The 25,893-nt window shown below is 72.7% G+C and carries 17 protein-coding genes; 12 read left to right on the forward strand and 5 right to left on the reverse strand.

From position 1 onward, the window contains the following. Positions 1-47: 47 nt before the first annotated feature. The 3 genes from polA (at position 48) to rpsA (ending at position 5,818) form a co-directional block, all read left to right on the forward strand. Positions 48-2,861 carry a DNA polymerase I gene (polA, locus tag NR072_RS03880; RefSeq protein WP_256836213.1) on the forward strand — a complete coding sequence of 938 codons (2,814 nt, stop codon included), beginning with the start codon at positions 48-50 and terminating at the stop codon, positions 2,859-2,861. Continuing rightward, positions 2,845-4,218, forward strand: a complete 1,374-nt coding sequence (locus NR072_RS03885) for a GNAT family N-acetyltransferase (RefSeq protein ID WP_134377160.1) — start codon at positions 2,845-2,847, stop codon at positions 4,216-4,218. Before polA ends, NR072_RS03885 begins: the two co-directional genes overlap by 17 nt. A 142-nt stretch (positions 4,219-4,360) precedes the next feature. After that, positions 4,361-5,818 carry a 30S ribosomal protein S1 gene (gene rpsA / locus NR072_RS03890; RefSeq protein ID WP_036315338.1) on the forward strand — a complete coding sequence of 486 codons (1,458 nt, stop codon included), beginning with the start codon at positions 4,361-4,363 and terminating at the stop codon, positions 5,816-5,818. Positions 5,819-5,953: 135 nt separating this feature from the next. Here the strand turns inward: rpsA and NR072_RS03895 are convergent, their stop codons facing one another. Beyond that, positions 5,954-7,171, reverse strand: coding sequence for a class I SAM-dependent methyltransferase (locus NR072_RS03895; protein WP_233437074.1), 1,218 nt, complete (start codon positions 7,169-7,171; stop codon positions 5,954-5,956). Then, on the reverse strand, positions 7,164-7,865 hold the full coding sequence (locus tag NR072_RS03900; protein WP_036315334.1) for a YigZ family protein: 702 nt from the start codon (positions 7,863-7,865) through the stop codon (positions 7,164-7,166). The genes NR072_RS03895 and NR072_RS03900 overlap by 8 nt, the downstream gene beginning before the upstream one ends. Positions 7,866-8,019: 154 nt before the next feature. Here NR072_RS03900 and coaE (NR072_RS03905) point away from each other — a divergent pair, with 154 nt between their 5' ends. The 7 genes from coaE (NR072_RS03905) (at position 8,020) to NR072_RS03935 (ending at position 16,920) form a co-directional block, all read left to right on the forward strand. Continuing rightward, a complete protein-coding gene (coaE, locus tag NR072_RS03905; RefSeq protein WP_041102705.1) occupies positions 8,020-10,389 on the forward strand; it encodes a dephospho-CoA kinase in 2,370 nt (789 codons plus the stop codon). Continuing rightward, a complete protein-coding gene (gene coaE, locus NR072_RS03910) occupies positions 10,386-11,033 on the forward strand; it encodes a dephospho-CoA kinase (protein WP_036315330.1) in 648 nt (215 codons plus the stop codon). The genes coaE (NR072_RS03905) and coaE (NR072_RS03910) overlap by 4 nt, the downstream gene beginning before the upstream one ends. Before the next feature lie 37 nt (positions 11,034-11,070). Continuing rightward, complete coding sequence (gene uvrB, locus NR072_RS03915) at positions 11,071-13,200, forward strand: excinuclease ABC subunit UvrB (RefSeq protein ID WP_100058001.1); 2,130 nt, start codon at positions 11,071-11,073, stop codon at positions 13,198-13,200. A 76-nt stretch (positions 13,201-13,276) separates the two neighbouring features. Further along, positions 13,277-13,915: a SatD family protein gene (locus NR072_RS03920; protein WP_044658956.1), complete on the forward strand. Its 639-nt coding sequence runs from the start codon at positions 13,277-13,279 to the stop codon at positions 13,913-13,915. Next, entirely contained in the window at positions 13,912-14,631 is a 720-nt protein-coding gene (locus NR072_RS03925) for a hypothetical protein (protein ID WP_256836220.1), read from the forward strand. The genes NR072_RS03920 and NR072_RS03925 overlap by 4 nt, the downstream gene beginning before the upstream one ends. Positions 14,632-14,711: 80 nt before the next feature. Beyond that, a complete protein-coding gene (locus NR072_RS03930; RefSeq protein WP_256836228.1) occupies positions 14,712-15,644 on the forward strand; it encodes a TerC/Alx family metal homeostasis membrane protein in 933 nt (310 codons plus the stop codon). Positions 15,645-15,660: 16 nt separating this feature from the next. Further along, a complete protein-coding gene (locus tag NR072_RS03935) occupies positions 15,661-16,920 on the forward strand; it encodes a TerC family protein (protein ID WP_049147868.1) in 1,260 nt (419 codons plus the stop codon). Between the two features lie 53 nt (positions 16,921-16,973). Here the strand turns inward: NR072_RS03935 and NR072_RS03940 are convergent, their stop codons facing one another. Both NR072_RS03940 and NR072_RS03945 read right to left on the reverse strand, forming a co-directional pair. Then, a complete protein-coding gene (locus NR072_RS03940) occupies positions 16,974-18,440 on the reverse strand; it encodes an alpha/beta fold hydrolase (RefSeq protein ID WP_049147869.1) in 1,467 nt (488 codons plus the stop codon). 32 nt (positions 18,441-18,472) lie between these two features. Beyond that, complete coding sequence (locus tag NR072_RS03945; protein ID WP_256836230.1) at positions 18,473-21,106, reverse strand: RNA helicase; 2,634 nt, start codon at positions 21,104-21,106, stop codon at positions 18,473-18,475. Between the two features lie 42 nt (positions 21,107-21,148). Here NR072_RS03945 and NR072_RS03950 point away from each other — a divergent pair, with 42 nt between their 5' ends. Beyond that, positions 21,149-22,072 (forward strand): methyltransferase domain-containing protein, encoded by a 924-nt coding sequence (locus NR072_RS03950; protein ID WP_256836232.1) that lies wholly within the window; start codon positions 21,149-21,151, stop codon positions 22,070-22,072. Positions 22,073-22,102: 30 nt separating this feature from the next. Here the strand turns inward: NR072_RS03950 and NR072_RS03955 are convergent, their stop codons facing one another. Beyond that, positions 22,103-22,783 (reverse strand): MBL fold metallo-hydrolase, encoded by a 681-nt coding sequence (locus tag NR072_RS03955; protein ID WP_036315309.1) that lies wholly within the window; start codon positions 22,781-22,783, stop codon positions 22,103-22,105. 114 nt (positions 22,784-22,897) lie between these two features. Between NR072_RS03955 and uvrA the strand changes: the two genes are divergently transcribed. Beyond that, on the forward strand, positions 22,898-25,882 hold the full coding sequence (uvrA, locus tag NR072_RS03960) for an excinuclease ABC subunit UvrA (protein ID WP_256836234.1): 2,985 nt from the start codon (positions 22,898-22,900) through the stop codon (positions 25,880-25,882). The last annotated feature ends 11 nt before the right edge of the window (positions 25,883-25,893 follow it).

Here is a 25,893-nt window from a genome sequence, read left to right on the forward strand (position 1 = left end):
CGACCGGTGCGCCCCGCGCCGCGCGCCGAGAGGAGACGTGAGCACCCATGGCGGCAGATCCGACCCCAGAGGCCCCGCAGCGGCTGCTGGTCCTGGACGGGCACTCGATGGCGTTCCGCGCGTTCTACGCGCTGCCCGCCGAGAACTTCGCCACGGACACGGGCCAGCACACGAACGCCGTGTACGGCTTCACCGCCATGCTCCTGACCATGATCCGGCAGCAGCGGCCCACGCACGTGGCCGTGGCGTTCGACCTCTCCGGGCCCACGTTCCGCTCCGAGGAGTACGGGGAGTACAAGGCGGGCCGCTCCGAGACGCCCGCGGAGTTCGCGGGCCAGATCGAGCTGACCGTGAAGGTCATGGAGGCCCTGGGCATCCCCACGCTCACGCTGGAGGGCTACGAGGCCGACGACATCGTGGCCACGCTGTCCGCGCGCGCCGAGGAGGCGGGGTGGGAGGCCGTCGTCGTCTCCGGTGACAGGGACGCGTTCCAGCTCATCTCCGAGCGCACCACCGTGCTCTACCCCAAGAAGGGCGTCTCCGACATCCCGCCGATGGACGCGGACGCCGTCAAGGCCAAGTACGGGGTCGCCCCCGCCCAGTACCCCGAGCTCGCGGCCCTCGTCGGCGAGGCCGCGGACAACCTGCCCGGCGTCCCCGGCGTCGGTCCCGGGTTCGCCGCGAAATGGCTGAAGCAGTACGGGGACCTCGACGGCGTGCTCGCACACGCGCACGAGATCACGGGCAAGAAGGGGGAGGCGCTGCGCGAGCATCTCGAGGACGTGCGCCGCAACCGCCGCCTCAACGCCCTCGTGCGCGACCTCGACCTGCCGATCGGGCTCGAGGCGATGCGGCTCGAGATGCCCGAGCGCGAGCCCGTGGAGGAGCTGTTCGACGCGCTGCAGTTCAACCGCATCCGGGAGCGCGTGTTCGAGGTGTTCGGCGAGCGGGTGGGCGAGGACGCGCCGCCCCCCGAGGTCGAGGCCGCCCCGGAGTTCACCGAGGCGACGACGGCCGAGGACGTGCGATCCTTCCTCGCCGCCGAGGCCGGCAACCTGCTCGGCGTCCACGTGGACGTCGAGGGCCCGGCCCTGCTGCCCCGCCGCAAGGTGCCCGTGCCCGGCACGTTCGGCACGCCCGTCGGCGTCGCGCTGGTGGGCGAGCACGCGGGCCTGCACGTCACCCTCGACGGCGACGCCCCGGACCCGGCGCTGGTGGCCGCCATGCGCGAGGCCCTGGGCGAGGGCGGACTGGCCAAGGCCGTGCACGACCTCAAGCGCACGCTCAAGGCGCTGGCCGCGCCCACCGAGGGGGACGGGCTCGGCCGGGACGCGGCCCTGGACGGCGTGGTGGACGACGTGCTGCTTTCGGCCTACCTGATCCAGCCGGACCGGCGGGACACCTCGCTCGAGGCGCTGGCGGAGGCGCATCTGCACACCCCCCTCACCGCCCCGCGCGAGCCCGCGCAGCAGCGGGCGCAGGGGACGTTCGACCTCGACGGGGGTCAGGCCGCCGCCGAACGCGCGGACCGCGCCGCGGACGCCGTGCGGGCCGCCTGGGTGGTGCGCCGTCTCTCCACCCAGTTCACGCCCCAGGTGCTCGACCGCGGGGCCCAGCGGCTGCTGCAAGAGCTCGAGATCCCGCTCTCGCGGCTGCTCGCCCGGATGGAGCTGACCGGCATCGCCGTCGACGTCGACGCCCTGACCGGCCTGCGCGAGGACTTCACCGACGCCGCCGACGCCGCCAAGGAGTCCGCGTGGGCGTCCGTCGCGGAGGAGACCGGCGGGATGCAGGTCAACCTCGGCTCGCCCAAGCAGCTGCAGGAGGTGCTGTTCGAGCGGCTCAACATGCCGCGCACGCGCAAGACGAAGACCGGCTACTCCACGGACGTGGACTCGCTGCAGGACCTGCTCGAGCAGACCCGGCACCCGTTCCTCGAGAACCTGATGGCCCACCGTGACGCCACGAAGCTCCGGCAGACCGTGGAGGGGCTGCTCGAGACCGTCGCCCCGGACGGCCGCATCCACACCACCTACTCGCAGACCGCCGCCGCCACGGGCCGGCTGTCTTCGCTGCACCCGAACCTCCAGAACATCCCGGTGCGCACCGAGGCGGGCCGCCGCATCCGTGAGGTGTTCGTGGCGGACGAGGTGGCCGGCGAGCAGGCCGTGCTGCTCTCGGCCGACTACTCCCAGATCGAGATGCGCATCATGGCGCACCTGTCCGAGGACGAGGGGCTGATCCAGGCCTTCCGCGAGGGCGAGGACCTGCACTCGTTCGTCGGCTCGCAGGTGTTCGGCGTGGACCCGGACGACGTCACCGCCGAGCAGCGCGCCAAGGTGAAGGCGATGAGCTACGGCCTGGCCTACGGGCTGTCCTCCTTCGGGCTGTCCAAGCAGCTGAAGATCTCGGTGGACGAGGCGCGCGGCCTCATGAAGGGCTACTTCGACCGCTTCGGCGGCGTGCGCGACTACCTGCGCGACGTCGTCGCGCAGGCCCGACAGGACGGGTACACCTCGACGATCGAGGGGCGCCGCCGCTACCTCCCGGACCTCAGCTCGGACAACCGTCAGCTGCGGGACATGGCCGAGCGCGCCGCGCTCAACGCCCCCATCCAGGGCTCGGCCGCGGACATCATCAAGCGCGCGATGCTCGACGTGCAGGCCGGCCTCGAGGAGCACGGGCTGGCCTCGCGCCTGCTGCTGCAGGTCCACGACGAGCTCATCCTCGAGGTCCCGGCCGCCGAGCTCGACAAGGCCACGGCGCTCCTGAAGGAGCGGATGGGCCGGGCCGCCGAGCTCTCCGTGCCGCTCGACGTGCACGTCGGCCAGGGAAGGAGCTGGCATGACGCCGCACACTGACGCGCCGGAGGGTCCGTCGCTGCGGCGGCTGGCCGACGCCGCCGAGGACCGGCTCGGCGAGCACGGCCTCGCGCTGCGCGACCTCGGGGTCCTCGGCCCCGAGGACCCCGCCGCATCGCACTTCGCGGCCGCGGTCGAACGGGGCTTCTACGAGACGGTGCCCACGGGCGCCGCGCTCCGCCAGCAGCTCGAGGCCCACGCGGCCGACGGACGGCGCCGGCTCGGCGTCTACGCGCCGGGGGACGACCCGGCGGCCCGCCGCCCCGCCGCCACCTTCGAGGACTTCGTGCAGCCGCTGACCACGTGGCCCGGCCGCACCGTCGACGCCTGGCTGATCACCGACGTGACCGTCTCGCCGGACGCCCGCCGGCGCGGCGTGCTGCGGGCCATGATGCTCAGGTCCCTCGCGGACGCCCGCGACGCCGGCCTGTGCGCGGCCGCCCTGACCGCGACCGAGGCCGCCATCTACGGCCGCTTCGGCTTCGGGGCCGCCACCCGGTGGCACGCCGTGCGGATCGACGTCTCGGGCGCCCCCGCGTTCACGGGCGCCCCGGCCGGCGGGCGGGTCACGGTCGAGGAGCCGCGGGAGATCCCCGGCCTCGTGGACGAGCTGTACGGGCGGGTGCTGCCGGCCACCCCGGGCTCGGTCCAGCGGACCTCGTTCAGCGTGCCTCGCTGGGAGGACCGCGAGGCGAGTCGGAACGAGGGGCGCGGCTCGGGGCTGTACGCGGCGGTCCACCGCGACGACGACGGGCGGGTCCAGGGCGTCGCGCTGTATCGGTTCGAGGGCTGGGAGAAGGAGCCGCCCACGATCACCGTCACCGCGTTCCTCGCGGCGACCGCCGACGCGCGGCGCGGGCTCGTCCACCACCTGGCCCGGCTGGACCTGGTCGAGCGGATCGAGTGGGGCCGCGCACCCGAGCCCGGTTGGCTCGAGGCGCTCTTCGTCGACGAGCGGCGGGTGAGCCGGCACCGCGGCTCCGACGACCTGTACCTGCGGGTCCTGAACCTGCCCGCCGCCATGGCGGCCCGTGGCTGGGCGGGCGACGGGGAGGTCGTCGTCGCCGTCGAGGACGCGCTCGGCGCGATCGACGGGACGTGGCGGCTCACCGTCCGCCAGGGGCGCGGCGCCGCCGAGCGGCTGGGCCCCGCGGCCGACGCCGTCCGCATGGGCGCGGGGCTCCGGCTCGACGCGGCCCGGTTCTCCGCGCTCTGGCTCGGCGGGCACTCCCGCGGGGCCGGCGCCGCGGTGCTGGCGGAGGCCGGTGTCGTGGCGGAGCTGCGGGCCGGCGCGGCGGAGGCGTTCGACGGGCTTGTGCGACCCAGCCGACCCCTGCACACCCTCGTCGGCTTCTGATACGCTGGACGAGCACATTCGTGCGCGTTTGATACATGTCCATCACGACCCACGCCGGGTGGGGCCCCTCTGGTGCCCGGATGCCGCCCACCGGCGGCATCGATCCCGACGTGACCCCCGATCCCAACGGAGTCCCTCCTACATGACCACCACTTCCAACGCCCCGCAGGTCGCCATCAACGACATCGGCTCTGCCGAGGACCTGCTCGCCGCCATCGACGCGACCATCAAGTACTTCAACGATGGCGACCTCGTCGAGGGCACCGTCGTCAAGGTGGACCGCGACGAGGTCCTGCTCGACATCGGCTACAAGACCGAGGGCGTCATCCCGTCCCGCGAGCTGTCCATCAAGCACGACGTGGACCCGGACGAGGTCGTGGCCGTGGGCGACACCGTCGAGGCCCTGGTCCTCACCAAGGAGGACAAGGAGGGTCGCCTGATCCTCTCGAAGAAGCGCGCCCAGTACGAGCGCGCCTGGGGCGACATCGAGAAGATCAAGGAGGAGGACGGCGTCGTCGAGGGCACCGTCATCGAGGTGGTCAAGGGCGGCCTCATCCTCGACATCGGCCTGCGCGGCTTCCTCCCGGCCTCCCTCGTGGAGATGCGCCGCGTGCGCGACCTGGCCCCCTACATCGGCCAGAAGCTCGAGGCGAAGATCATCGAGCTGGACAAGAACCGCAACAACGTGGTCCTGTCCCGCCGCGCCTGGCTCGAGCAGACCCAGTCCGAGGTCCGCTCCAACTTCCTCCACAAGCTGGAGAAGGGCCAGGTCCGCAACGGCACCGTGTCCTCCATCGTCAACTTCGGCGCCTTCGTGGACCTGGGCGGCGTGGACGGCCTCGTGCACGTCTCCGAGCTGTCCTGGAAGCACATCGACCACCCGTCCGAGGTCGTCGAGGTGGGCCAGGAGGTCACCGTCGAGGTCCTCGAGGTGGACATGGACCGCGAGCGTGTCTCCCTGTCGCTGAAGGCGACCCAGGAGGACCCGTGGCAGCTCTTCGCCCGCACCCACGCCCTCGGCCAGGTCGTGCCGGGCAAGGTCACCAAGCTCGTGCCGTTCGGTGCGTTCGTCCGCGTGGAGGACGGCATCGAGGGCCTCGTGCACATCTCGGAGCTGGCCTCGCGCCACATCGACACCGCCGAGCAGGTCGTGTCGGTCAACGACGAGCTGTTCGTCAAGGTCATCGACATCGACCTCGAGCGTCGCCGCATCTCCCTGTCCCTCAAGCAGGCCAACGAGGGCGTGGACCCCGAGGGCACCGAGTTCGACCCGGCGCTCTACGGCATGGCCGCGGAGTACGACGAGGAGGGCAACTACAAGTACCCCGAGGGCTTCGACGTCGAGACCAACGAGTGGATGGAGGGCTTCGAGACCGAGCGCGCCGCCTGGGAGCAGCAGTACGCCGACGCTCAGGCCCGCTGGGAGGCCCACAAGGAGCAGGTGCGCCGCTCCCTCCAGGAGGAGGCCACCGCCGGCGCCGACGCCGGTGCGGGCCTGGGCGGCTCGTCCTACTCCTCCGAGGCCCCGTCCTCGGACGGAGGCACCCTGGCCTCCGACGAGGCCCTCGCCGCCCTGCGCGAGAAGCTCACCGGCAACTGATCGCCGCCGTGCGTGGCCGTCCCTGACGGCCCGCGCCGAGCACCCGACGCCCCGTCCCTCCCTCCGGAGGGGCGGGGCGTCGTCGTGTCCCGGGGGACTGGCCGCGGGGGAGCGGACGGGACCCGGCGGCCGCGCTCAGCGGCGCTCGGAGACCGTCACGGTGAACGTGCGGTCGCGCGCCGTCTGCCGAGTCGGCCCGACGAGGTCCTCCAGCACCGACCGGTACCGCAGGTGCGAGTTCCAGACGCACCACAGCCGGCCGCCCGGCTCCAGCACCCGCGCCGCGGCCGCCACCAGCCGGTGCGCCACGGAGGGGTCCACGGCGTTGCCGTCGTGGAACGGGGGATTCAGGAGCACGCACTCCTCCTCCCCGTCCGGCCACGTGGCCAGCGCGTCGTCGCGCACGGCCCGGACGCGGTCCGCCACGCGGTTCGCACGGGCCGTGGCCAGCGTCGAGGCCACCGCCACGGCGGACTGGTCGGTGGCCACCACGGTGACGTGCGGCCACAGCCGCGCTGCCCCGACCGAGAGCAGCCCGTTGCCGCAGCCCAGGTCCACGACGCGCCCCGGCGGGCGCGGGTCGTCGGCGAGCGAGGCGAGCAGCAGACGGGAGCCCGGGTCGGCGGCGGCTCCGCCGAAGGTGCCGGCGTGGGCCACCAGGTGCAGGCGCCCCACGCCGGGGACGTCGCGGTCGGCCTCCTCCGGCGGCCGGGCGGTCACGCCGGGACGTGGGCCCCGGGCCGTGAGCACGCGCGCCTTGCGGCGTCCCCGTCCGGCGACGACGTCCTCGAACGCCGCGCCCAGCACCGCGTTCATGCGCGGACTCATGTGCTTGTCGCGGCCGCCGGCCAGCAGGACCACGCCGGGGTCGGCGGCGGCCGACACGATCCGGGACAGCCGGTCGAGTTCGTCGAGCGAGCGGGGCAGCGGCAGCAGGACCGTCCGGGCGCCCCGGGCCGCCTCCTCAGGCGTGGCCGTTCGCTCGAGCTCGCCCGTCTCCCCGCCGAGGCGACCGGCGGCGCGCCACGCGGCGAGGTTCGCGTCCAGCGAGCGCTCGGCGGAGGCGTCGTCCTGGTGGATCCGCACGTCGTGGCCGGCCGTGAGCAGGGGCAGGGTCAGCGCGCCGTGCCGGTCCTCCAGGACGGCCACCGGGCCGGGGACGTGCCCGCTCGCGATCCACCCGGCCAGGGTGTCGAGCAGGAGCAGGTCCGCCGCGTCGTGGGCCTGGCGGTCGGGCTCGGTCGGCAGCGGCCACCGATCCAGCGCCGCGAAGTCCACGCCCGCGGTGAGGTCGTCCGGCAGCCCGCCACGGGCGACATCGGGGGTGACCCCCCGGGGCAGCGGTTCACTCATGGTCCACCCAGTCCTCTCCGATCCGCTCCGCATGCCCCGCGCCGGCCGTGACGTCCGCGAGCCGCGCCGCGAACGCCGCGCGGGCCTCCTCGGTGTCCGGCACGCCGACCGTCAGGCGGACCCCCGCGGCGCCGTAGCTCGCCTCCAGCACGGACACGCCCGCCGCGCGCAGCTCGTTCTCCCACCGGCCGGCGTCGGTGTGGGGCGCCTCCACCGCGAGCAGGGCCAGCCGGGAGCGGGTGCGCAGCGGGGCGGCGTCGAGTGCCCCGGACACCGAGTCCGAGTAGGCGCGCACCAGGCCCCCGGCGCCCAGCTTGATCCCCCCGAACCAGCGCACGACGACGGCGCACACGTCCGTCAGGTCGGTCCGGCCCGGCGCGGTCTCGCGCTGGAGGACGGCCTCGAGCATGGGGACGCCGGCCGTGCCGGCGGGCTCGCCGTCGTCGCTGGAGCGCATCCGGTCCCGGGCGGGGCCGAGGACGAACGCGCTGCACACGTGCCGCGCGTCGTGGTGCCGGCGCCGCAGGACGGCGACCATCTCGCGCGCCTGCGCCTCGTCCTCGACGCGCCCGAGGTAGGTGAGGAAGCGGCTGCGGCGGATCTCCACCTCCCGTTCCAGCCAGCCGTCGGGGTCGCGGGCGGACGCCGGCAGGACCGTGCAGCGCGCGGTCGGGGCGGGGGCGGGATCGGGCATGACCCCACCCTAGGGGCTGGCCGAGGACGGGCACGCCGTCGAGCCCCGACGTGAGCTTCGGTACAGTGGAAGACCGTGCCACCCGGCACCGGCCCACCGGTGAGCGAGCACGCGTGCCGCCGCGGGCCTCCCATGACCCTGTCCCGGGAGACTCATGACTTCCCCGCTCACTCGCCTGCACGACACGTTGGGGCTCCGCACGAGTCCGGCGATCTTCTTCGGCTCGGCCGCCGCGGTCGTGCTCTTCACCGCCGCGATGGGCCTGTTCCCTGGCCCGGTCCAGGCGGCCTTCGGCGTGGTCTCGAGCTGGCTGCGCTACGACGTCGGCTGGATCTACACCCTCAGCCTGACCCTGCTGGTGGCGTTCCTGTTCATCCTCGCCGTGACCCGGTACGGCCGGGTCAAGCTCGGCGACGACGACGCGGTGCCGGAGTACTCCGGCCTGACCTGGTTCGGCATGATGTTCGCCGCCGGCGTCGGCGCGGTGCTGATGTTCTGGGGCATCGCGGAGCCGATGAACCACTACGCCAACCCGCCCATGGCGGGGACGGAGCCGTTCTCCGACCGCGCGGCCTCGGAGGCCATGGCGATCGCGAACTTCCACTTCGGCATCCACATGTGGGCGATCCTGCTCGTCCCGGGCCTGTGCTTCGGCTACTTCACGTACAAGCGCAAGCTGCCCCCGCGCGTGTCCTCCGCCTTCCAGCCCCTCCTCGGCGATCGCATCCACGGCCCCATCGGCAAGACGATCGACATCATCGCCGTGGTCTCCACCGTGTTCGGCCTCGGCGTGTCCGTGGGCCTGGGCGCCCTGCAGATCAACGCGGGCATGAACTACGTGCTGGGCACCCCCGTGGCCGGCTGGGTCCAGGCGCTCATCCTGGCCGTCGTCACCGCCGTGGGCACGGCCTCCGTGCTGGTCGGCATGGACAAGGGCGTCAAGCGGCTGTCCTACGCCAACATCCTGCTGGCGATCGCCCTGCTCGTGTACGTCCTGATGTGGGCCGTCTCCAGCATGGACGTCATCCGCGGCACCGTGCAGGCGATCGGCGAGTACGCCTCCATGCTGCCCGTGCTCTCCACCTACAACGACACGTACAACTCGGGCCAGTGGTCCGGTGACTGGACCGTTTTCTACTGGGCCTGGACCGTGACGTGGGCGCCCTTCGTGGGGATGTTCTTCGCCCGCATCTCACGCGGCCGCACCATCCGCTCCTTCATCATGGCCGGCCTCGGCCTGCCCACGGCGTTCGTCATCATCTGGATGGGCATCTACGGCTACTCCGCGTTCCAGTCGGACCGCGCCACCGCGCCGGCGCCGGGCCAGGGCGGTGACCTCACGCAGACGATCGTCACCGACGGCAACGTCCAGGCCGCCCTGTTCCAGCACCTGCAGGGCACGCCGCTCTACACGGTGGCCGCGGTCGTGGCGCTCGTGGTCATCACGCTGTTCTTCATCACCTCGATCGACTCGGGCGCGCTCGTGATGGACGCGATGGCCAATGGCCACGAGGATGCCGCGCCCCGCCGCCAGTCCGTGTTCTGGGCCGTGTCCATCGGCGCGGTCTGCGCGGCCATCATCCTCACCGCGGGCGAGAACGGCCTGGCGGCGCTGCAGGAGGTCATCATCGTGATCGGCCTGCCCATCCTGCTCATCACCGTCACGCAGGCCGCACTGCTGCTGCAGGCCCTGCGCGAGGACGCGGGTGCCGCGCGGCCCATGCGGACCCGCCAGTGGAAGCAGGTGCTGCCGGTCGAGGAGTACCGCCGCCGCGCCACCGAGGACGGCGTGGACGTCTCGGACTTCGTGATCCGCCCCGAGTTCGAGGTCGGCACCGAGCCGGAGAACGACACGCACACCCCGAAGACGTGGCACCAGCAGCGCATCGACGCGGCCAAGGCCCTCGTCACCGTCGGCCTGACCGGCGGCATCGCCGCGGGCCGCACCGAGGTCGGCGCGGAGCTCGAGCGGCTGGGCGCCGTCGTCGTGGAGTTCGACGACCTGATGGGGGAGATCCTCGTGCCCGGCAACCCCGTGCTCGAGGAGCTCCGCTCGGTCTTCGGCGAGGACATCGTCCGCGCGGACGGCACCCTGGACGCGCGCACCCTCAACCGGCTCACCACCGAGAGCTCGACCGCCCGGACGCGCATGTACGAGATCGTCTCCCCGGCGGTGCGCGACGAGGCGAACCGCCGGGCCCGCGAGATCGGCGAGGACTCCGTGCTGGTGGTCGACCTGGCCCTGCTGGCCGAGACCGGCTCCGGACAGGACTTCGACCAGGTGCTGGCCGTCTCCGCTCCCGCCGAGGTGCGCGTCGCCCGGCTCATGGAGTCCCACGACATGACCCGCGAGCGGGCCTGGGCCTTCATCGACGAGGAGGCGGCGGACGAGGAGCGGGCCGAGATCGCGGACACCGTGATCGAGAACGACGGCTCGCTCGAGGACCTGCAGGAGGCCGTCCGGGCATACTGGGAGGCCAAGATCCAGCCTCAGCTCGAGGCCGCCCGAGGAGAGCGCGTATGACCGAGACCGACCCGGTGGCCGAACGGCCGCGCGTCCATGTGGGCCTGACCGGCGGGATCGCCGCCGGCAAGTCCGCGGTGGCCCGTGTCCTGCAGGAGCGTGGCGCGCTCCTGGTGGACTCGGACGCCCTCGCCCGGCTGGTCCTCGAGAAGGGCACCGACGGGCTGGCCGCCGTCCAGGACGAGTTCGGGGACCGCGTCATCACCGCGGACGGTGAGCTCGACCGCGTCGAGATGGCCCGCATCGTCTTCGGGGACGAGGGCGCCCGACAGCGCCTGAACCGCATCGTGCACCCCCGGATCCGGGCTGCGGCCCGGCGCATCGTCGCCGAGGCCGGGCCGGACGCCGTCGTGGTCCAGGACGTGCCGCTGCTGGTGGAGACCGGGCAGGCGGACGCGTTCGACCTCGTGATCGTGGTGGAGGCCCCGCTCGAGGAGCGCCTGCGCCGGATGGTGGAGGACCGCGGCATGAGCCGCGCGGACGCCGAGGCGCGGATCGCGGCCCAGGCCACGGACGAGCAGCGGCGCGCCGTCGCGGACGTGGTCATCGTCAACGACGCCGACCTCGAGCGGCTCGCGTCCGTGGCGAACCAGGTGTGGGACCGGTTCCTCGCCCCCGGCGCGGCTGAGCCCTCGGCGGACTGACCGCCGGGGTGTCCGGGGCGCGACGTAGGGTTCTGCCATGAGCCTGGCCCAGAAGATCAACCGCGTCGTCGCCCCGTTCGAGGTCATCTCCCCCTACCAGCCCTCCGGTGACCAGCCGAAGGCCATCGCCGAGCTCGCCGAGCGCGTGGAGGCGGGGGAGAAGGACGTCGTCCTGATGGGCGCCACCGGCACGGGCAAGTCGGCGACGACGGCGTGGCTCGTCGAGCGCCTCCAGCGGCCCACGCTGGTGATGGTGCAGAACAAGACGCTCGCGGCGCAGCTGGCCAACGAGTTCCGGGAGCTGCTGCCCAACAACGCGGTCGAGTACTTCGTCTCCTACTACGACTACTACCAGCCCGAGGCGTACGTCCCGCAGACGGACACCTTCATCGAGAAGGACTCCTCCATCAACGAGGAGGTCGAGCGGCTGCGCCACTCGGCCACGAACGCGCTGCTGACCCGGCGGGACGTGATCGTGGTGGCCACCGTCTCCTGCATCTACGGCCTCGGCACGCCCGAGGAGTACATCGAGCAGATGGTCACCCTGCGCCGCGGTGCGGAGATGGACCGGGACGTGCTCCTGCGGCGGTTCGTGCAGATGCAGTACGTGCGCAACGACGTCGACTTCCACCGCGGCACCTTCCGGGTGCGGGGGGACACCGTGGAGATCATCCCCATGTACGAGGAGCTCGCGGTGCGCATCGAGTTCTTCGGGGACGAGATCGAGTCCATCCAGACCCTGCACCCGCTCACCGGCCAGGTGGTGCGCGAGGAGGAGGAGATGTACATCTTCCCGGCCTCGCACTACGTGGCCGGCGACGAGCGCATGGGCCGGGCGATCACCACCATCGAGGACGAGCTGCGGGAGCGGCTGCAGGAGCTGGAGTCCCAGGACAAGCTGCTCGAGGCGCAGCGGCTGCGCATGCGCACCACGTACGACCTCGAGATGATGCAGCAGATGGGCTACTGCAACGGCATCGAGAACTACTCGCGCCACATCGACGGCCGTCCCGCCGGCTCCGCCCCGCACTGCCTGCTGGACTACTTCCCGGACGACTTCCTGCTCGTGGTGGACGAGTCCCACGTGACCATCCCGCAGATCGGCGCGATGTACGAGGGGGACATGTCCCGCAAGCGCACCCTCGTGGAGCACGGCTTCCGCCTGCCCTCGGCCATGGACAACCGCCCGCTGAAGTGGGACGAGTTCCTCGAGCGGATCGGGCAGACCGTGTACCTCTCCGCGACGCCGGGCGCCTACGAGCTCGGCCAGGCGGACGGCTACGTCGAGCAGATCATCCGGCCCACCGGGCTGGTGGACCCGCAGGTGGTGGTCAAGCCGACCGAGGGGCAGATCGACGACCTGCTCGAGCAGATCCGCGTGCGCACGGCCAAGGACGAGCGCGTCCTGGTGACCACGCTGACCAAGCGCATGGCCGAGGACCTCACGGACTACCTGCTCGAGGCGGGGGTGAAGGTCGAGTACCTCCACTCGGATGTGGACACGCTGCGCCGCGTGGAGCTGCTGCGGGAGCTGCGCAAGGGCACCTTCGACGTGCTGGTGGGCATCAACCTGCTGCGCGAGGGCCTGGACCTGCCCGAGGTCTCGCTCGTGGCGATCCTGGACGCGGACAAGGAGGGGTTCCTGCGCTCCACCACCTCCCTCATCCAGACCATCGGCCGCGCCGCCCGCAACGTCTCCGGCGAGGTCCACATGTACGCCGACAACGTCACGGACTCCATGCGGCGGGCGATCGACGAGACCGAGCGGCGCCGGGCCGTGCAGATCGCGTACAACGAGGAGCACGGGATCGACCCCCAGCCGCTGCGCAAGCGCATCGCGGACATCACGGACCAGCTGGCCCGGGAGGACGCGGACACCGCCGACTTCCTCAAGGGCATGGGCGGCGTGAAGTCCGGGTTCGACTTCGGCATGGGCCACCGAGGCCTCAGCTCGCTGGACCGGGACGCGACCACAGGGGAGGGCACCGAGGCTCCGGCGGTGGACCCGGCGTCGCTGCCCGCCAAGGACCTGGCCGATCTGATCGAGCAGATGTCGAAGCAGATGCACCAGGCGGCGGCGGACCTGCAGTTCGAGCTCGCCGCCCGCCTGCGCGACGAGGTCGGCGAGCTCAAGAAGGAGCTGCGGCAGATGAAGCGGGAGCAGTGACCACCCGGCATGATGCCGACCCAGGGTGTTATGAAAACACTGATGAATGTCGTCATATCAGTGATAGTGTGACGCCATGAGCGCAGCACCCCCGGTCGCGGCCGTGATCGCGGACATCGTCGGCTCCCGCGCCCTCCCGGACCGGGAGCGCGCGCAGGAGCAGATCCTGGCCGCCTTCGCGGCCGCGGAACAGGACGTCCCGCCGCTGCGCCCCGCCTGGGCCAGCGTCGGCGACGAGTTCCAGGCGCTGCACCGCACCTGGCCGGACGCGCTCCGGCTGACCGTCCGCGTCACGCTCGCCCTGCCCCCGGGCCTCGACCTGCGCTTCGGGATCGGCCTGGGGCAGCGGCGGGCCCTGGACGCCGGCGGAGACGGCATCGAGGACGGCACGGCCTGGTATCGGGCCCGCGAGGCCGTCGAGCACGCGCACGAGCGGGCCGCCGGCGCCGCGACCGCCTTCCGTGCCGCGGACCCGTCCCTCACCGCCGCCGTGGACGGGCTCGCCCTGCTGCGCGACCACGTCCTCGGCCGGCTCAAGGCCCGCGAACGCCGGATCGCCGCCGCCCTGCTGGGCGGGGCGACCCAGGCGGAGGCCGCACGGGCGGAGCGGATCACGCAGTCCGCGGTGTCGCAGACCGTCGCGCGGTCCGGGATCGGCCGGCTGCTCGAGCTGGACGCCGAGCTCGCCGCCGCGGCGACGGAGGTCGCGCCGTGACCGCCCTCGCACTGCTCGCCCTGGGGCTGCACGACCTGCTCGACGCCGTCCTGCCCGGCGCCTGGCCCGCCCCACGGCGGCGGTGGCTCGCCCGGGCCGGCGCGGCCGTGGCCGCCGTCCTCGCCGCGGTGCTGGTGGCCGTGCTGGCGCCGACCGGCGTGGCCGTCGCGGTGGGCGGCGGCCTGGTGTCCCTCGGCCTGCTGATGGGCTGGACGTGGCTGCACCCGGACCGGCCGCTCGGGGTGGTCGCGGTGGTGGCCGTGGTCGGCCTGGTGGCCGTGCTCGAGTCGACCCTGGCGCCCGCGGGTCTGCGCTCCGCGCCCCCGGCACTCACGCTGCTGGCGGTGACGGTGGCGCTGACCGAGACCGGCAACCGGGTCACCCGCGCGGTCCTCGCCCTGGCGGGCCGGTCCGCCGACGGGGGCGACGAGGAGGCGGGGGACCCCGCGGCCGACGGCCTGCGCGGCGGCCGCTACATCGGGCCCATGGAGCGGCTGCTCATGGTCGTCCTGGGGCTCGCGCAGGCCTATCCGGTGATCGCGGCCCTGATGGCGGCCAAGGGCATCGTGCGCTTCCCGGAGATCTCGGCGGACCGCGGCGCCGGCTCGCGCGCGGAGGAGTTCCTCATCGGCTCCCTCGCCAGTTGGGGCCTGGCCGCCGCCGGTGCCGTCGTCGTCTGGCTCGCCCTGGGCCTGACCGCTCCCGGCGCAGTCTGAGACCGGCCCCCCGCGTCCGCGCGCGGGACCGCACCCGTCTAGACTGGCGCGGCCCCCACGAAAGGAACCCCTCCAAGGACGTGCTCAGTCCCGCCTTCGAGACCACGACCCTTGTGGTCCTCGGCGTCATCCTCCTGCTTGACCTGCTGTACGTCGCGCGCCGCCCCCACGAGCCCTCCATGAAGGAGGCCGGCCTGTGGATCGGGTTCTACGTGGCGCTGGCGCTGGTCTTCGCGGGGCTGCTCTTCGCGGGGCTGCTCTTCGCCCTGGGCGATGCGCAGCACGGCACCGAGTTCCTCGCCGGCTGGGTCACCGAGTACAGCCTCAGCGTGGACAACCTGTTCGTGTTCCTCATCATCATGGCCAAGTTCCAGGTGCCCCGCCGCTACCAGCAGGAGGTGCTGATGGTGGGCATCATCATCGCGCTGATCGCCCGCGCGGTGTTCATCGCGGTCGGCGCCGTCGCCATCGAGCACCTGACGTGGGAGTTCTACATCTTCGGCGCCTTCCTGCTCTGGACCGCCTGGCAGCAGCTCAAGGACGACGGCGGGGACGAGGAGTCCGAGCCGGGCGTCGTGGCCCGCCTGACCCGCCGCCTCAACGTGGCGCCGGACTACGACGGCAACCGACTGCGCACCACCGTGGACGGCCGGCGCATGTTCACCCCCATGGTGGTCGTGTTCATCACGATCGGCCTGACGGACGTGATGTTCGCGGTGGACTCCATCCCGGCGATCTTCGGCCTCACCCAGAACTGGTTCATCGTCCTGACCGCCAATATCTTCGCCCTCATGGGCCTGCGCCAGCGGGCCCGACGACGCCCCGCTCCGCCCGCCGCGGGTCGGGGCGTCGTCGTGCGACCGGGTAGACTGACCGGCGACGTAGGGGAGTATCCCGAACACTGTGGACGTCAGCACGCCGCGGCCGCCGAGAGCGCGCCGCCGGCCGGACACAGGGGCCCGGGCCGCGGTCGCGGCGGGCGGAGAGACTTGCGGCACCGTCCTGACCCCTGACGCCGAGAGGTGACCCGTGGAAATCAACGGCCTGACCTGGGGCCTGACGATCGCGCTGATCGTCGGGCTCCTCGCGTTCGACTACTTCGCCCATGTCCGCAAGGCGCACACGCCGTCGATCCGGGAGGCCGCGATCTGGTCCGGCGTCTACGTCGGCCTCGCGCTCGTCTTCGGCCTCGTGTTCTTCGCCTTCGGCGACACCCAGCACGCGGTCGAGTACTACACCGGCTACCTGCTGGAGAAGGCGCTCAGCGTCGACAACCTGTTCGTCTTCCTGGTCATCATGGCCAGCTTTCGGGTGCCGCGCGAGTACCAGCAGAAGGTGCTCCTGTTCGGCATCACCTTCGCGCTGATCTCGCGCACCCTGTTCATCCTGCTGGGCGCCGCCGTCATCGCCGCGTGGTCCGACGTGTTCTACCTCTTCGGCCTGTTCCTGCTGATCATCGCCGGCGGCCAGCTCAAGGGCGAGATGTCCGGCGACGCCGAGGGCGCCCAGGACGAGGCGGACAACGTGATGGTCCGCCTGGTCAAGCGGTTCCTGCCCGCCTCCGAGCAGTTCGACGGCGACCGCCTCTTCACGACGGTGGACGGCAAGCGCCTCATGACGCCGATGCTCCTCGTGATGATCGCGATCGGCGCCACGGACATCCTCTTCGCCTTCGACTCCATCCCCGCGATCTTCGGCGTGACCCAGGAGGCGTACATCGTCTTCACCGCCACGGCGTTCTCGCTCATGGGCCTGCGCCAGCTGTACTTCCTGATCGACGGCCTGCTCGACCGCCTCGTCTACCTGGCCTACGGGCTCTCCGCGCTGCTGGCGTTCATCGGCGTGAAGCTGATCCTGCACGCCCTGCACGAGAACAACCTGCCGTTCATCAACGGCGGCGAGAACGTGCCCGTCGTCGAGATCCCCACGACGCTGTCCCTCGTGGTCGTCGTCGTGATCCTGGCGATCACCGTGGCGATCTCCCTGGCCTCGCCGAAGGGCCAGGCCCTGCGGGCGCTGCAGAACGCCGAGAAGTACTCGTACCGGTACTCGAAGCTGCCCGAGGACGCCGACCCGGCCGAGCGCGAGCGCGCCGCCGCCCTGATGGATCGCTGGACGGCCCGGGCCGAGGCCGTGGACCAGCGCTGGCGCGACCAGCTGCTCGAGCACAAGGACGCGTGGTCGGCCATCATCCGCACGGCCCACGAGACCCGGCTCGCCGATCCCCGTGACGACGACGCGCGCGGGGTCTCCGAGCAGATCGTGCGGCAGGACGGGCCCACCGTCTGAGCCGATCACGGCGCCGGGGGAGCCCTCCGCCGGCGCCCGGGCCCCCGGGCCGGTCAGTCGACCGGGTCGGGGGCCGTCGTCGTCCCGGCGCCGTCCGGCGCGGTCATCGCCAGGAGCCGGTCGAGGATCGCCGGCCCGTCGTCGGCGATGCCGTCGTGGTGGAAGGCGCCGGTCTCCCACACCCGCAGGCCGCGGACGCGCCGCGCGGTCTCGATCGAGAGGTCCCGGTCCACGTACACGTCGTCCGCGTAGACGGCGGCGGCCACGGGGACGGTGTTCTGCGCCAGGGAGGCCACGTCGTAGAGCGGGCCCCACTGCGTGCGCTCGGCGAGCAGCCGCGCCGTGCCGGCCAGGGGCCGCAGCCGGGGGTCGACCTCGACGGACCAGGGCATGACGTGTTCGCCCGTGGGCAGCGGGACCGTGGTCGCCTCCGGGTCGAAGTCCGGGTGCTCGGCGAGCATCCGGGACGCCGACCAGCCGGTGTCCGCCCGGCCGCCGGCCAGGTCCGCCGGCTGCGCGTAGATCGCCTCGTGCAGCACGGTGTAGAGCGGGTTGACGAGGCGGTCGTCCTGGTCGGCGACGGCGGCCAGGAACGTCTCGGACAGGCGCGGCGCGGGCCCGGTGCGGTCCACGGCCTCGGCGAGGACCCAGTGCAGGCGGTCCACGCGGGTGTTGCCGCCCAGCAGCATGCCCAGGGCCTGGGCCCGTCCCACGGTGAGCGGCCCGCCGCCGGGCAGGGGGATCGGGGCGCCCGCGTCCTCGGCGGCGCGGATCAGCCCCACGGCCTCCGCCCACGCGTCGCGGTCGGCCGGGTGCCGGTCGAAGAACTCCTCGGCGCGGGCCCGCATCCGGGCGTAGGTGGCCCGGTAGACCCGGTCGGCGTGGCCGGTGAGCGGGGCGAGGCCGCCGGTCACCAGGCTGCGCTGCAGGCCCTCGGGGTGGAAGGAGAGGTAGCTCAGCGTGCAGAACCCGCCGAAGCTCTGGCCCAGCGTGGTCCACGGCCCGGCGCCGAGGGCGAGGCGCAGCATCTCGGCGTCCCGCACGATCGAGGGCGCCCGCAGGTGTACCAGGTGCTCGGCGCGGGCCTCGTCCGTGGCGAAGGCGCCCGGGGCGGTCAGGGTCGCCACGGTGGCCGGGGTCGAGCGCCCCGTGCCGCGCTGGTCCAGCAGCAGCACGCGGTGGCTCTCGGCCAGCGCGCCGAGCCAGCCGCTCAGGCGCGCCGGGCGGGGCCCGGCACTGCCGGGGCCGCCCTGGAGGTACAGGGCCCAGGGACGCTCGCCCCCGGGGTCGTCCTTCGCCCGGATCTCCCGGGCGAAGACGGTCAACGTGCCGCGCCGGTGCGGCCCGACGCCGGTGCCCGCCGCGTCCTGCGCCTCGGCTTCGGCGAGGCCCAGCGCGTGGTCGATCGGCACCGTGAACCAGTGGTCCACCGTGACGGTGCCGTCGTAGAGCTCGGTGCGCTCGCCCACGCGGTGGCGGGCCGGCTCGAGCGGGGCGAAGCCGCGCGGGTCGCCCGCCACGGGCCGTCCTGCCGCCCGGGCGTCCCCGGCGCTCACAGGCCCCACCCGGACTCGGGCGCGCCCACGGAGACCACCCGGATCACGGGGTGGCCCGCCTCGTCGGAGGCGTCCAGGTCGACCACGGCGTTGATCCCGTGGTCCAGGTCCCCGTCGGGGTCCTTCAGGATCTGCCGCACCGCCCACCAGCGCGGGCCGGCCAGCTCCAGCGGGGCGGCGACGTCGGGGGCCGCGGTCACGCGGAACAGCTCGGGGCCACGCGCGGCGGGGCCGTCGTCGATGTCCTCGTGGTCGTCGAAGTAGGCGTCGAGGGCGTCGGCCCAGTCGTCGGCGGACAGGTCGCCGGACAGGCGCGCGAGCGCCTCGTCCCGCTCGTCGCCGAACAGGCGCACCCGCTGGAACATCGCGTTGCGGACCATCACCCGGAACACGGGCTCGTTGTCCGTCAGGCGAGGCGGCACCGGCGGCTCGAGCGCCTCCATGTCCCGGCGCAGCTCGTCGATGTCCCCGGCCACCAGGTCCTCCCACTCCTCCAGGAGGGACGAGTCGGTCTGCTTCACCATCTCGTCCAGCCAGTCCAGCAGCACCTGGAACTCCTCGGTGCGGGCCGCTTCGGGCACCGTGTGGCGCAGCGCCTTGACCGCGTCCGTGAGGTAGCGCAGCAGCACGCCCTCGGACCGGGCGATCCCGTAGAACCGCACGTAGTCGCCGAAGCCCATGGCCCGCTCGAACATGTCGCGCACCACGGACTTGGGGGTCAGCTCGAACTCCGCGAGCCACGGGGCGTCCTGCCGGTAGAGCTCGAACTGCTGCTCGAGGAGCTCGGCCAGCGGCCGCGGGTGGGTGACCTCGTCGAGGGCCCGCATGCGGTCGTTGTAGTCCATGCCCTCGGCCTTCATGGCGGCCACGGCCTCGCCCTTGGCGTGCTTGACCTGGGCGGAGAGCACCTGGCGCGGCGGGTCGAGGGTCGCCTCGATCACGGAGACGACGTCGAGCGCGTGGTCGGGATCGGCCGGGTCCAGCAGGTCGAGCGCGGCGAGGGCGAAGGGGGAGAGCGGCTGGTTGAGCGCGAAGTCCGGCTGCAGGTCCACCGTGAGGTCCACGGTCCGGCCCTCGGCGTCCGGCTCGGGCAGACGCTCGACGACGCCCGTGGCCAGCAGCTCCCGGAAGATCCCGAGCGCGCGGCGCATGAGCACCGCCTGGCGGGCCGGGGTCTCGTGGGTGCCGCGCAGCAGGCGCCGGACCGCGATGACCGGGTCGCCGGGCCGGTCGAGGATGTTCAGCAGCATCGAGTGCGTGATCCGCATGCGGGAGACCAGCGGCTCCGGCTCGGCGGAGACGAGGCGCTCGAACGTCGCCGGCCCCCACGAGACGAAGCCGGCCGGCGGGGTCTTGCGCTTGCCGGACTTCACGGACTGCTTCATGCGCTTGGCCCGCTCGGCCTCGTCCTTGACGTTCGCGAACTTCGCCGCGGCCTTGCGCTCGGCCGCCTTGTTCTCGATCACGTGCTCGGGGGCCTGGACCACCACGGTGCCGGAGGTGTCGAAGCCGGCCCGGCCCGCCCGGCCGGCGATCTGGTGGAACTCGCGGGCCTGGAGCAGACGGGTCTTCTCGCCGTCGAACTTGGACAGCGCGGTGAGCAGCACGGTGCGGATCGGCACGTTGATCCCGACGCCGAGCGTGTCCGTGCCGCAGATGACCTTGAGCAGCCCGTCCTGGGCCAGCTTCTCCACGAGGCGGCGGTACTTGGGCAGCATGCCCGCGTGGTGCACGCCGATGCCCGCCCGGACAAGGCGGTTCAGGGTGTGCCCGAAGCCCGCGGAGAAGCGGAAGCCGGCGATCCGCGCGGCGATCGCCTCCTTCTCCTCCCTGGACGTCACCGAGATCGAGGACAGACCCTGGGCCGTCTCCACGGCGTCCAGCTGCGAGAAGTGCACGATGTACACCGGTGCCTGGTGGGTGCTCACGAGCTCCTCGACCTTCTCCTGCAGCGGCACCTCGGACCACTCGAACGTCAGCGGGATGGGGCGCTGCGCGTGGGCGACGACGGCGACCTCGCGCCCGGTGCGCTCGGTCAGGTCCGCCTCGAGGCGGGCGGTGTCGCCGAGGGTGGCCGACATCAGCAGGAACCGGGCCTGCGGCAGCTCGAGGAGGGGCACCTGCCAGGCCCAGCCGCGGGAGGGGTCTGCGTAGTAGTGGAACTCGTCCATCACCACGGTGCCGATCTCCATGCCCGAGCCCTCGCGCAGCGCGCGGTTGGCGAGGATCTCGGCGGTGCAGCAGATGATGGGCGCGTCACCGTTGACGGTGGAGTCGCCCGTGACCATGCCGACGTTCTCCGCGCCGAACACGTCCACCAGCGCGAAGAACTTCTCCGAGACGAGCGCCTTGATCGGCGCCGTGTAATAGGAGACGGCGTCGTGGGCGAGCGCGTCGGCGTGCGCGGCCAGCGCCACCAGGGACTTGCCGGAGCCGGTGGGCGTCGCCAGGATCATGTGCCGGCCCTGGACCAGCTCGAGGGCGGCCTCCTCCTGGGCGGGGTAGAGCGAGATCCCGCGGTCCTCGGTCCAGGCCGCGAAGGCCCCGAAGACGTCGTCGGCGTCCGGGGCCGGCGGGCGCGCGTCGATGCGGTCGGTCAGCGAGGGCGGGTTCGTGGCGGCAGAAGTCATCGCCCCCAGGGTATCGGCCGCTCCGCGCGATACGGTGCCGCCATGAGTCAGATCGCGCCCGAGAGCCCGCACCCGGACACCGACGCCGTCGTGGGGGACGTGACCGGCCGACAGGGCGGGGGGTTCACCTGGGATCCCGCGCAGTACGAGGGCTTCGCCGAACACCGCGCCCGCCCCTTCCACGACCTGGTGGGGCGCGTGCGCGCCGAGGCCCCGCGCGTCGTGGTGGACCTGGGCTGCGGCCCGGGGACCCTGACCCGGACGCTGGCCGAGCGCTGGCCGGACGCCGAGGTGATCGGTCTGGACGACTCGCCCGCCATGCTGGAGCGGGCCCGGGAGCAGGCGGCCCGCACGGGCGCCCCCGCCAACCTGCGCTTCGAGGCGGTCGACGCCTCGCAGTGGCGCCCGTCGGGGGCGACGGACGTCGTGGTGTCCAACGCGATGCTCCAGTGGATCCCGACGCACCGTCGCCTGATCCGGCGCTGGCTCGGGGACCTCACGCCGGGGGCGTGGTTCGCGGCGCAGATCCCGCGGCCCTACGAGCAGCCCTCCCACGCGGCGATCGTGGCGCTGGCGGAGGACCCGGCCTTCTCCGAGCCGCTGCACGGGGTGGCGACGACCCGCACCGTGGCGCCGCCCGAGGAGTACACGCGGCTATTCCTCGAGGCGGGGTGGTCCCCGGTCGTCTGGGAGACGGAGTACCAGCAGGTGCTGACGGGCGAGGACCCGGTGTTCCGGTGGACCTCCGGCGCGGCCCTGCGACCGAGCCTGCAGGCCCTGGCCCGCTGGGACGCCGAGGAGGGCGCCGCCGAGGGCGCCGGGCTGCTCGAGGCGTTCGTGGACCGGTACCGCGCCGCCATGCGCGAGGCGTACCCGCCGGTGCCCGGTGTCACGGCCGACGACGCCGGCCCGGTCACGATCTTCCCGGCCCGGCGCCTGTTCATGGCGGGGCAGAAGCCGGCCTGACGCTGGGCCCGGGACCGCCCGGGCGCACCGTCACCAGCCGCGCTCGGCCCACTCCGGCAGGTGGGGGCGCTCGGCGCCCAGGGTCGTGGAGGCGCCGTGGCCGGGGTGGACCACCACGTCGTCGTCGAACGCGTCGAAGATCCGATCGCTCACGTCCGTGAACAGCTGACGGAACCGGCCGTCGTCGCCCTCGGTGTTGCCCACCCCGCCCGGGAAGAGGGAGTCGCCGGTGAAGAGCACGGCCGGCTCGTCCGCCTCGGGGCGGCACACCAGCGCGATGGACCCGGGCGTGTGGCCGCGCAGGGCCACCACCTCGAGCCGGAGCCCGTCCGCCCCCACGGTGTCCCCGTGGCGCAGGCGCACGTCGGGGGCGACCCCCGTGGCCTCGGCGATCGCGTCGGCGTCGTCCTCGCCGGCCGCCGTGCGGGCCCCGGTCAGGGAGGCCAGCGCCGGCAACGCGCGCACGTGGTCCCAGTGTCGATGCGTGGTGACGATCATCTCGAGGCGCGGCTCGCACGGGGTGTCGTCCGCGGCCGAGGCGATGAGGTCGCGGATGGCCTCGGCCTCGGCGGCGGCGTCGATCAGCACCTGCGCCCCCGTGGTCTTGGAGGTGAGCAGGTACACGTTGTTGTCCATCTCCGACACGGAGCAGGTGCGCACCGTGACGGCGGGCAGATCGTGCAGGAGGCGGTTCCGGGCGGTCTCGGGCATGCGCAACAGTGTACGGACGGGGCGGTGAGGCGCCAGGGCGGGCCCGGCCCGCGGTGGGTTCGCCCACAGGCGAGACCCCGGTGTCGTGTCCGTACCCGCCCCTATGCTGGCCGCGTGCCCAAGAACTCCTCCACCACCGTCTCCTCCGCCGTCGAGGCCCACCCCGGCGGCCTCGCCTCCGGCCCCGGCGGCGCGCGCTCGGGCGAGCGGGACCGCATCGTCGTCCAGGGCGCCCGCGAGCACAACCTGAAGGACGTGGACGTCAGCTTCCCGCGGGACGCCATGGTCGTGTTCACGGGTCTGTCCGGCTCGGGCAAGTCCTCCCTGGCCTTCGACACGATCTTCGCCGAGGGCCAGCGACGCTACGTCGAGTCGCTCTCCTCCTACGCCCGCATGTTCCTGGGCCGGGTGGACAAGCCGGACGTGGACTTCATCGAGGGCCTGTCCCCGGCCGTGTCCATCGACCAGAAGTCGACCAACCGCAACCCGCGCTCCACGGTGGGGACCATCACCGAGATCTACGACTACATGCGCCTGCTCTGGGCGCGTGTCGGGGTGCCGCACTGCCCGCAGTGCGGCGAGCCGGTGAGCCGGCAGACCCCGCAGCAGATCGTGGACCAGCTCGAGGAGCTGCCCGAGCGCACCCGCTTCCAGGTGCTCGCGCCCGTGGTCCGCGGCCGCAAGGGCGAGTTCGTGGACCTGTTCAAGGACCTGTCCACGCAGGGCTTCGCCCGCGCCGTCGTGGACGGGGAGACCGTCCAGCTCTCGGACCCGCCCGTGCTGAAGAAGCAGGTCAAGCACACCATCGCCGTCGTCGTGGACCGCCTCGCCATGAAGGAGGGCATCCGCCAGCGCCTCACCGACTCGGTGGAGACCGCCCTGAAGCTGGCGGACGGCCTCGTCGTGGCCGAGTTCGTGGACGTGGAGCCGGTCGCCGAGAAGGGCAGGAAGAACACCGCGGAGTTCGGCGGGCGGGACGCCGAGGGCAACCCCCGGTACCGCTCGTTCTCCGAGAAGCTCTCCTGCCCCAACGGGCACGAGCAGACCGTGGACGAGATCGAGCCGCGCTCGTTCTCCTTCAACAACCCGTTCGGCGCGTGCCCCGAGTGCACCGGCATCGGCTCCCGTCTGCAGGTGGACCCGGACCTCGTCGTCGCCAACGACGAGCTGTCCCTGCGCGAGGGCGCCGTCGTGCCGTGGTCGCTCGGCAAGTCCACCTCGGACTACTGGCTGCGCGTGCTCGGCGGGCTGGGCAAGGAGATGGGCTTCTCCCTGGACACCCCGTGGAAGGACCTGACGGAGGCGGAGCGCGACGCCGTCCTGCACGGCAAGGACTTCAAGGTGGAGGTGACGTTCCGCAACCGGTTCGGCCGCGAGCGCCGCTACACCACGGGCTTCGAGGGCGTCATCCCCTACGTGATGCGCAAGCACGGGGAGACCGAGTCGGACGGCGCCCGCGAGCGCTACGAGTCGTTCATGCGGGAGATCCCGTGCCCGGCGTGCCACGGGGCCCGCCTCAACCCCACGGTCCTGAACGTGCTCGTGGGCGGCCTGTCCATCGCGGACGCCACCCGCCTGCCCATGCGGGAGGCCATGGAGTTCTTCTCGGGGCTGCGGCTGACGGACCGGGAGCGGCAGATCGCGGACCAGGTGCTCAAGGAGATCCTGGCCCGGCTGGCGTTCCTGCTGGACGTCGGCCTGGAGTACCTCAACCTGGAGCGGCCGGCCGGCACCCTCTCTGGAGGCGAGGCCCAGCGCATCCGCCTGGCCACGCAGATCGGCTCCGGGCTGGTCGGCGTCCTCTACGTGCTCGACGAGCCGTCCATCGGCCTGCACCAGCGGGACAACCGCCGCCTCATCGAGACCCTCCTGCGCCTGCGGGACCTCGGCAACACCCTCATCGTCGTCGAGCACGACGAGGACACGATCGCCGAGGCGGACTGGATCGTGGACATCGGTCCTCGCGCGGGCGAGCACGGGGGCGAGGTCGTGCACTCGGGCTCCCTGGCGGATCTCAAGGCGAACACGCGGTCCGTCACCGGCGACTACCTCTCCGGGCGCCGCTCCATCACGGTGCCGGAGCGGCGTCGCGTCCCGGAGAAGGGGCGCGTGCTGACGGTCCGCGGCGCCCAGGAGAACAACCTGAAGGACGTCTCGGTGGAGGTCCCGCTCGGGGTCCTCACGGCCGTGACGGGTGTGTCCGGCTCGGGCAAGTCCACGCTGATCAACGAGATCCTCTACAAGGTCCTGGCCAACCGGCTCAACGGCGCCAAGCTCGTGCCCGGCCGGCACCGGTCCGTGGAGGGGCTCGAGCACCTGGACAAGGTGGTCCACGTGGACCAGAGCCCCATCGGGCGCACGCCGCGCTCCAACCCCGCCACCTACACCGGCGTGTTCGACGCGATCCGCAAGCTCTTCGCAGAGACCCCCGAGGCGAAGGTCCGGGGCTACCAGCAGGGCCGGTTCTCCTTCAACATCAAGGGCGGGCGCTGCGAGGCGTGCGCGGGGGACGGCACGCTGAAGATCGAGATGAACTTCCTGCCGGACGTCTACGTGCCGTGCGAGGTGTGCCACGGGGCCCGGTACAACCGGGAGACGCTCGAGGTCACCTACAAGGGCAAGAACATCGCCGAGGTCCTCGACATGCCGATCGAGGAGGCCGCGGACTTCTTCAGCGCGTACACCCGCATCTCGCGGTACCTGGACACGCTCGTCGACGTCGGTCTGGGCTACGTCCGCCTGGGCCAGCCCGCCACCACGCTCTCGGGCGGCGAGGCCCAGCGCGTGAAGCTGGCGGCCGAGCTCCAGAAGCGCTCCAACGGCCGCACCATCTACGTGCTGGACGAGCCGACCACGGGGCTGCACTTCGACGACATCCGCAAGCTCCTGCACGTGCTCCAGTCCCTCGTGGACAAGGGCAACACGGTGCTCACCATCGAGCACAACCTCGACGTGATCAAGAGTGCCGACCACGTGATCGACCTCGGCCCCGAGGGCGGCTCCGGGGGCGGCACGATCGTGGCCGCGGGCACGCCGGAGGAGGTCGCACACGTCGCGGAGAGCCACACGGGCCGGTTCCTCGCGGAACTGCTCGCGTAGCATGGACCCCG

The organism is Micrococcus sp. Mcc89, assembly GCF_024519795.1.
Taxonomy (GTDB): Bacteria; Actinomycetota; Actinomycetes; order Actinomycetales; family Micrococcaceae; genus Micrococcus; species Micrococcus luteus.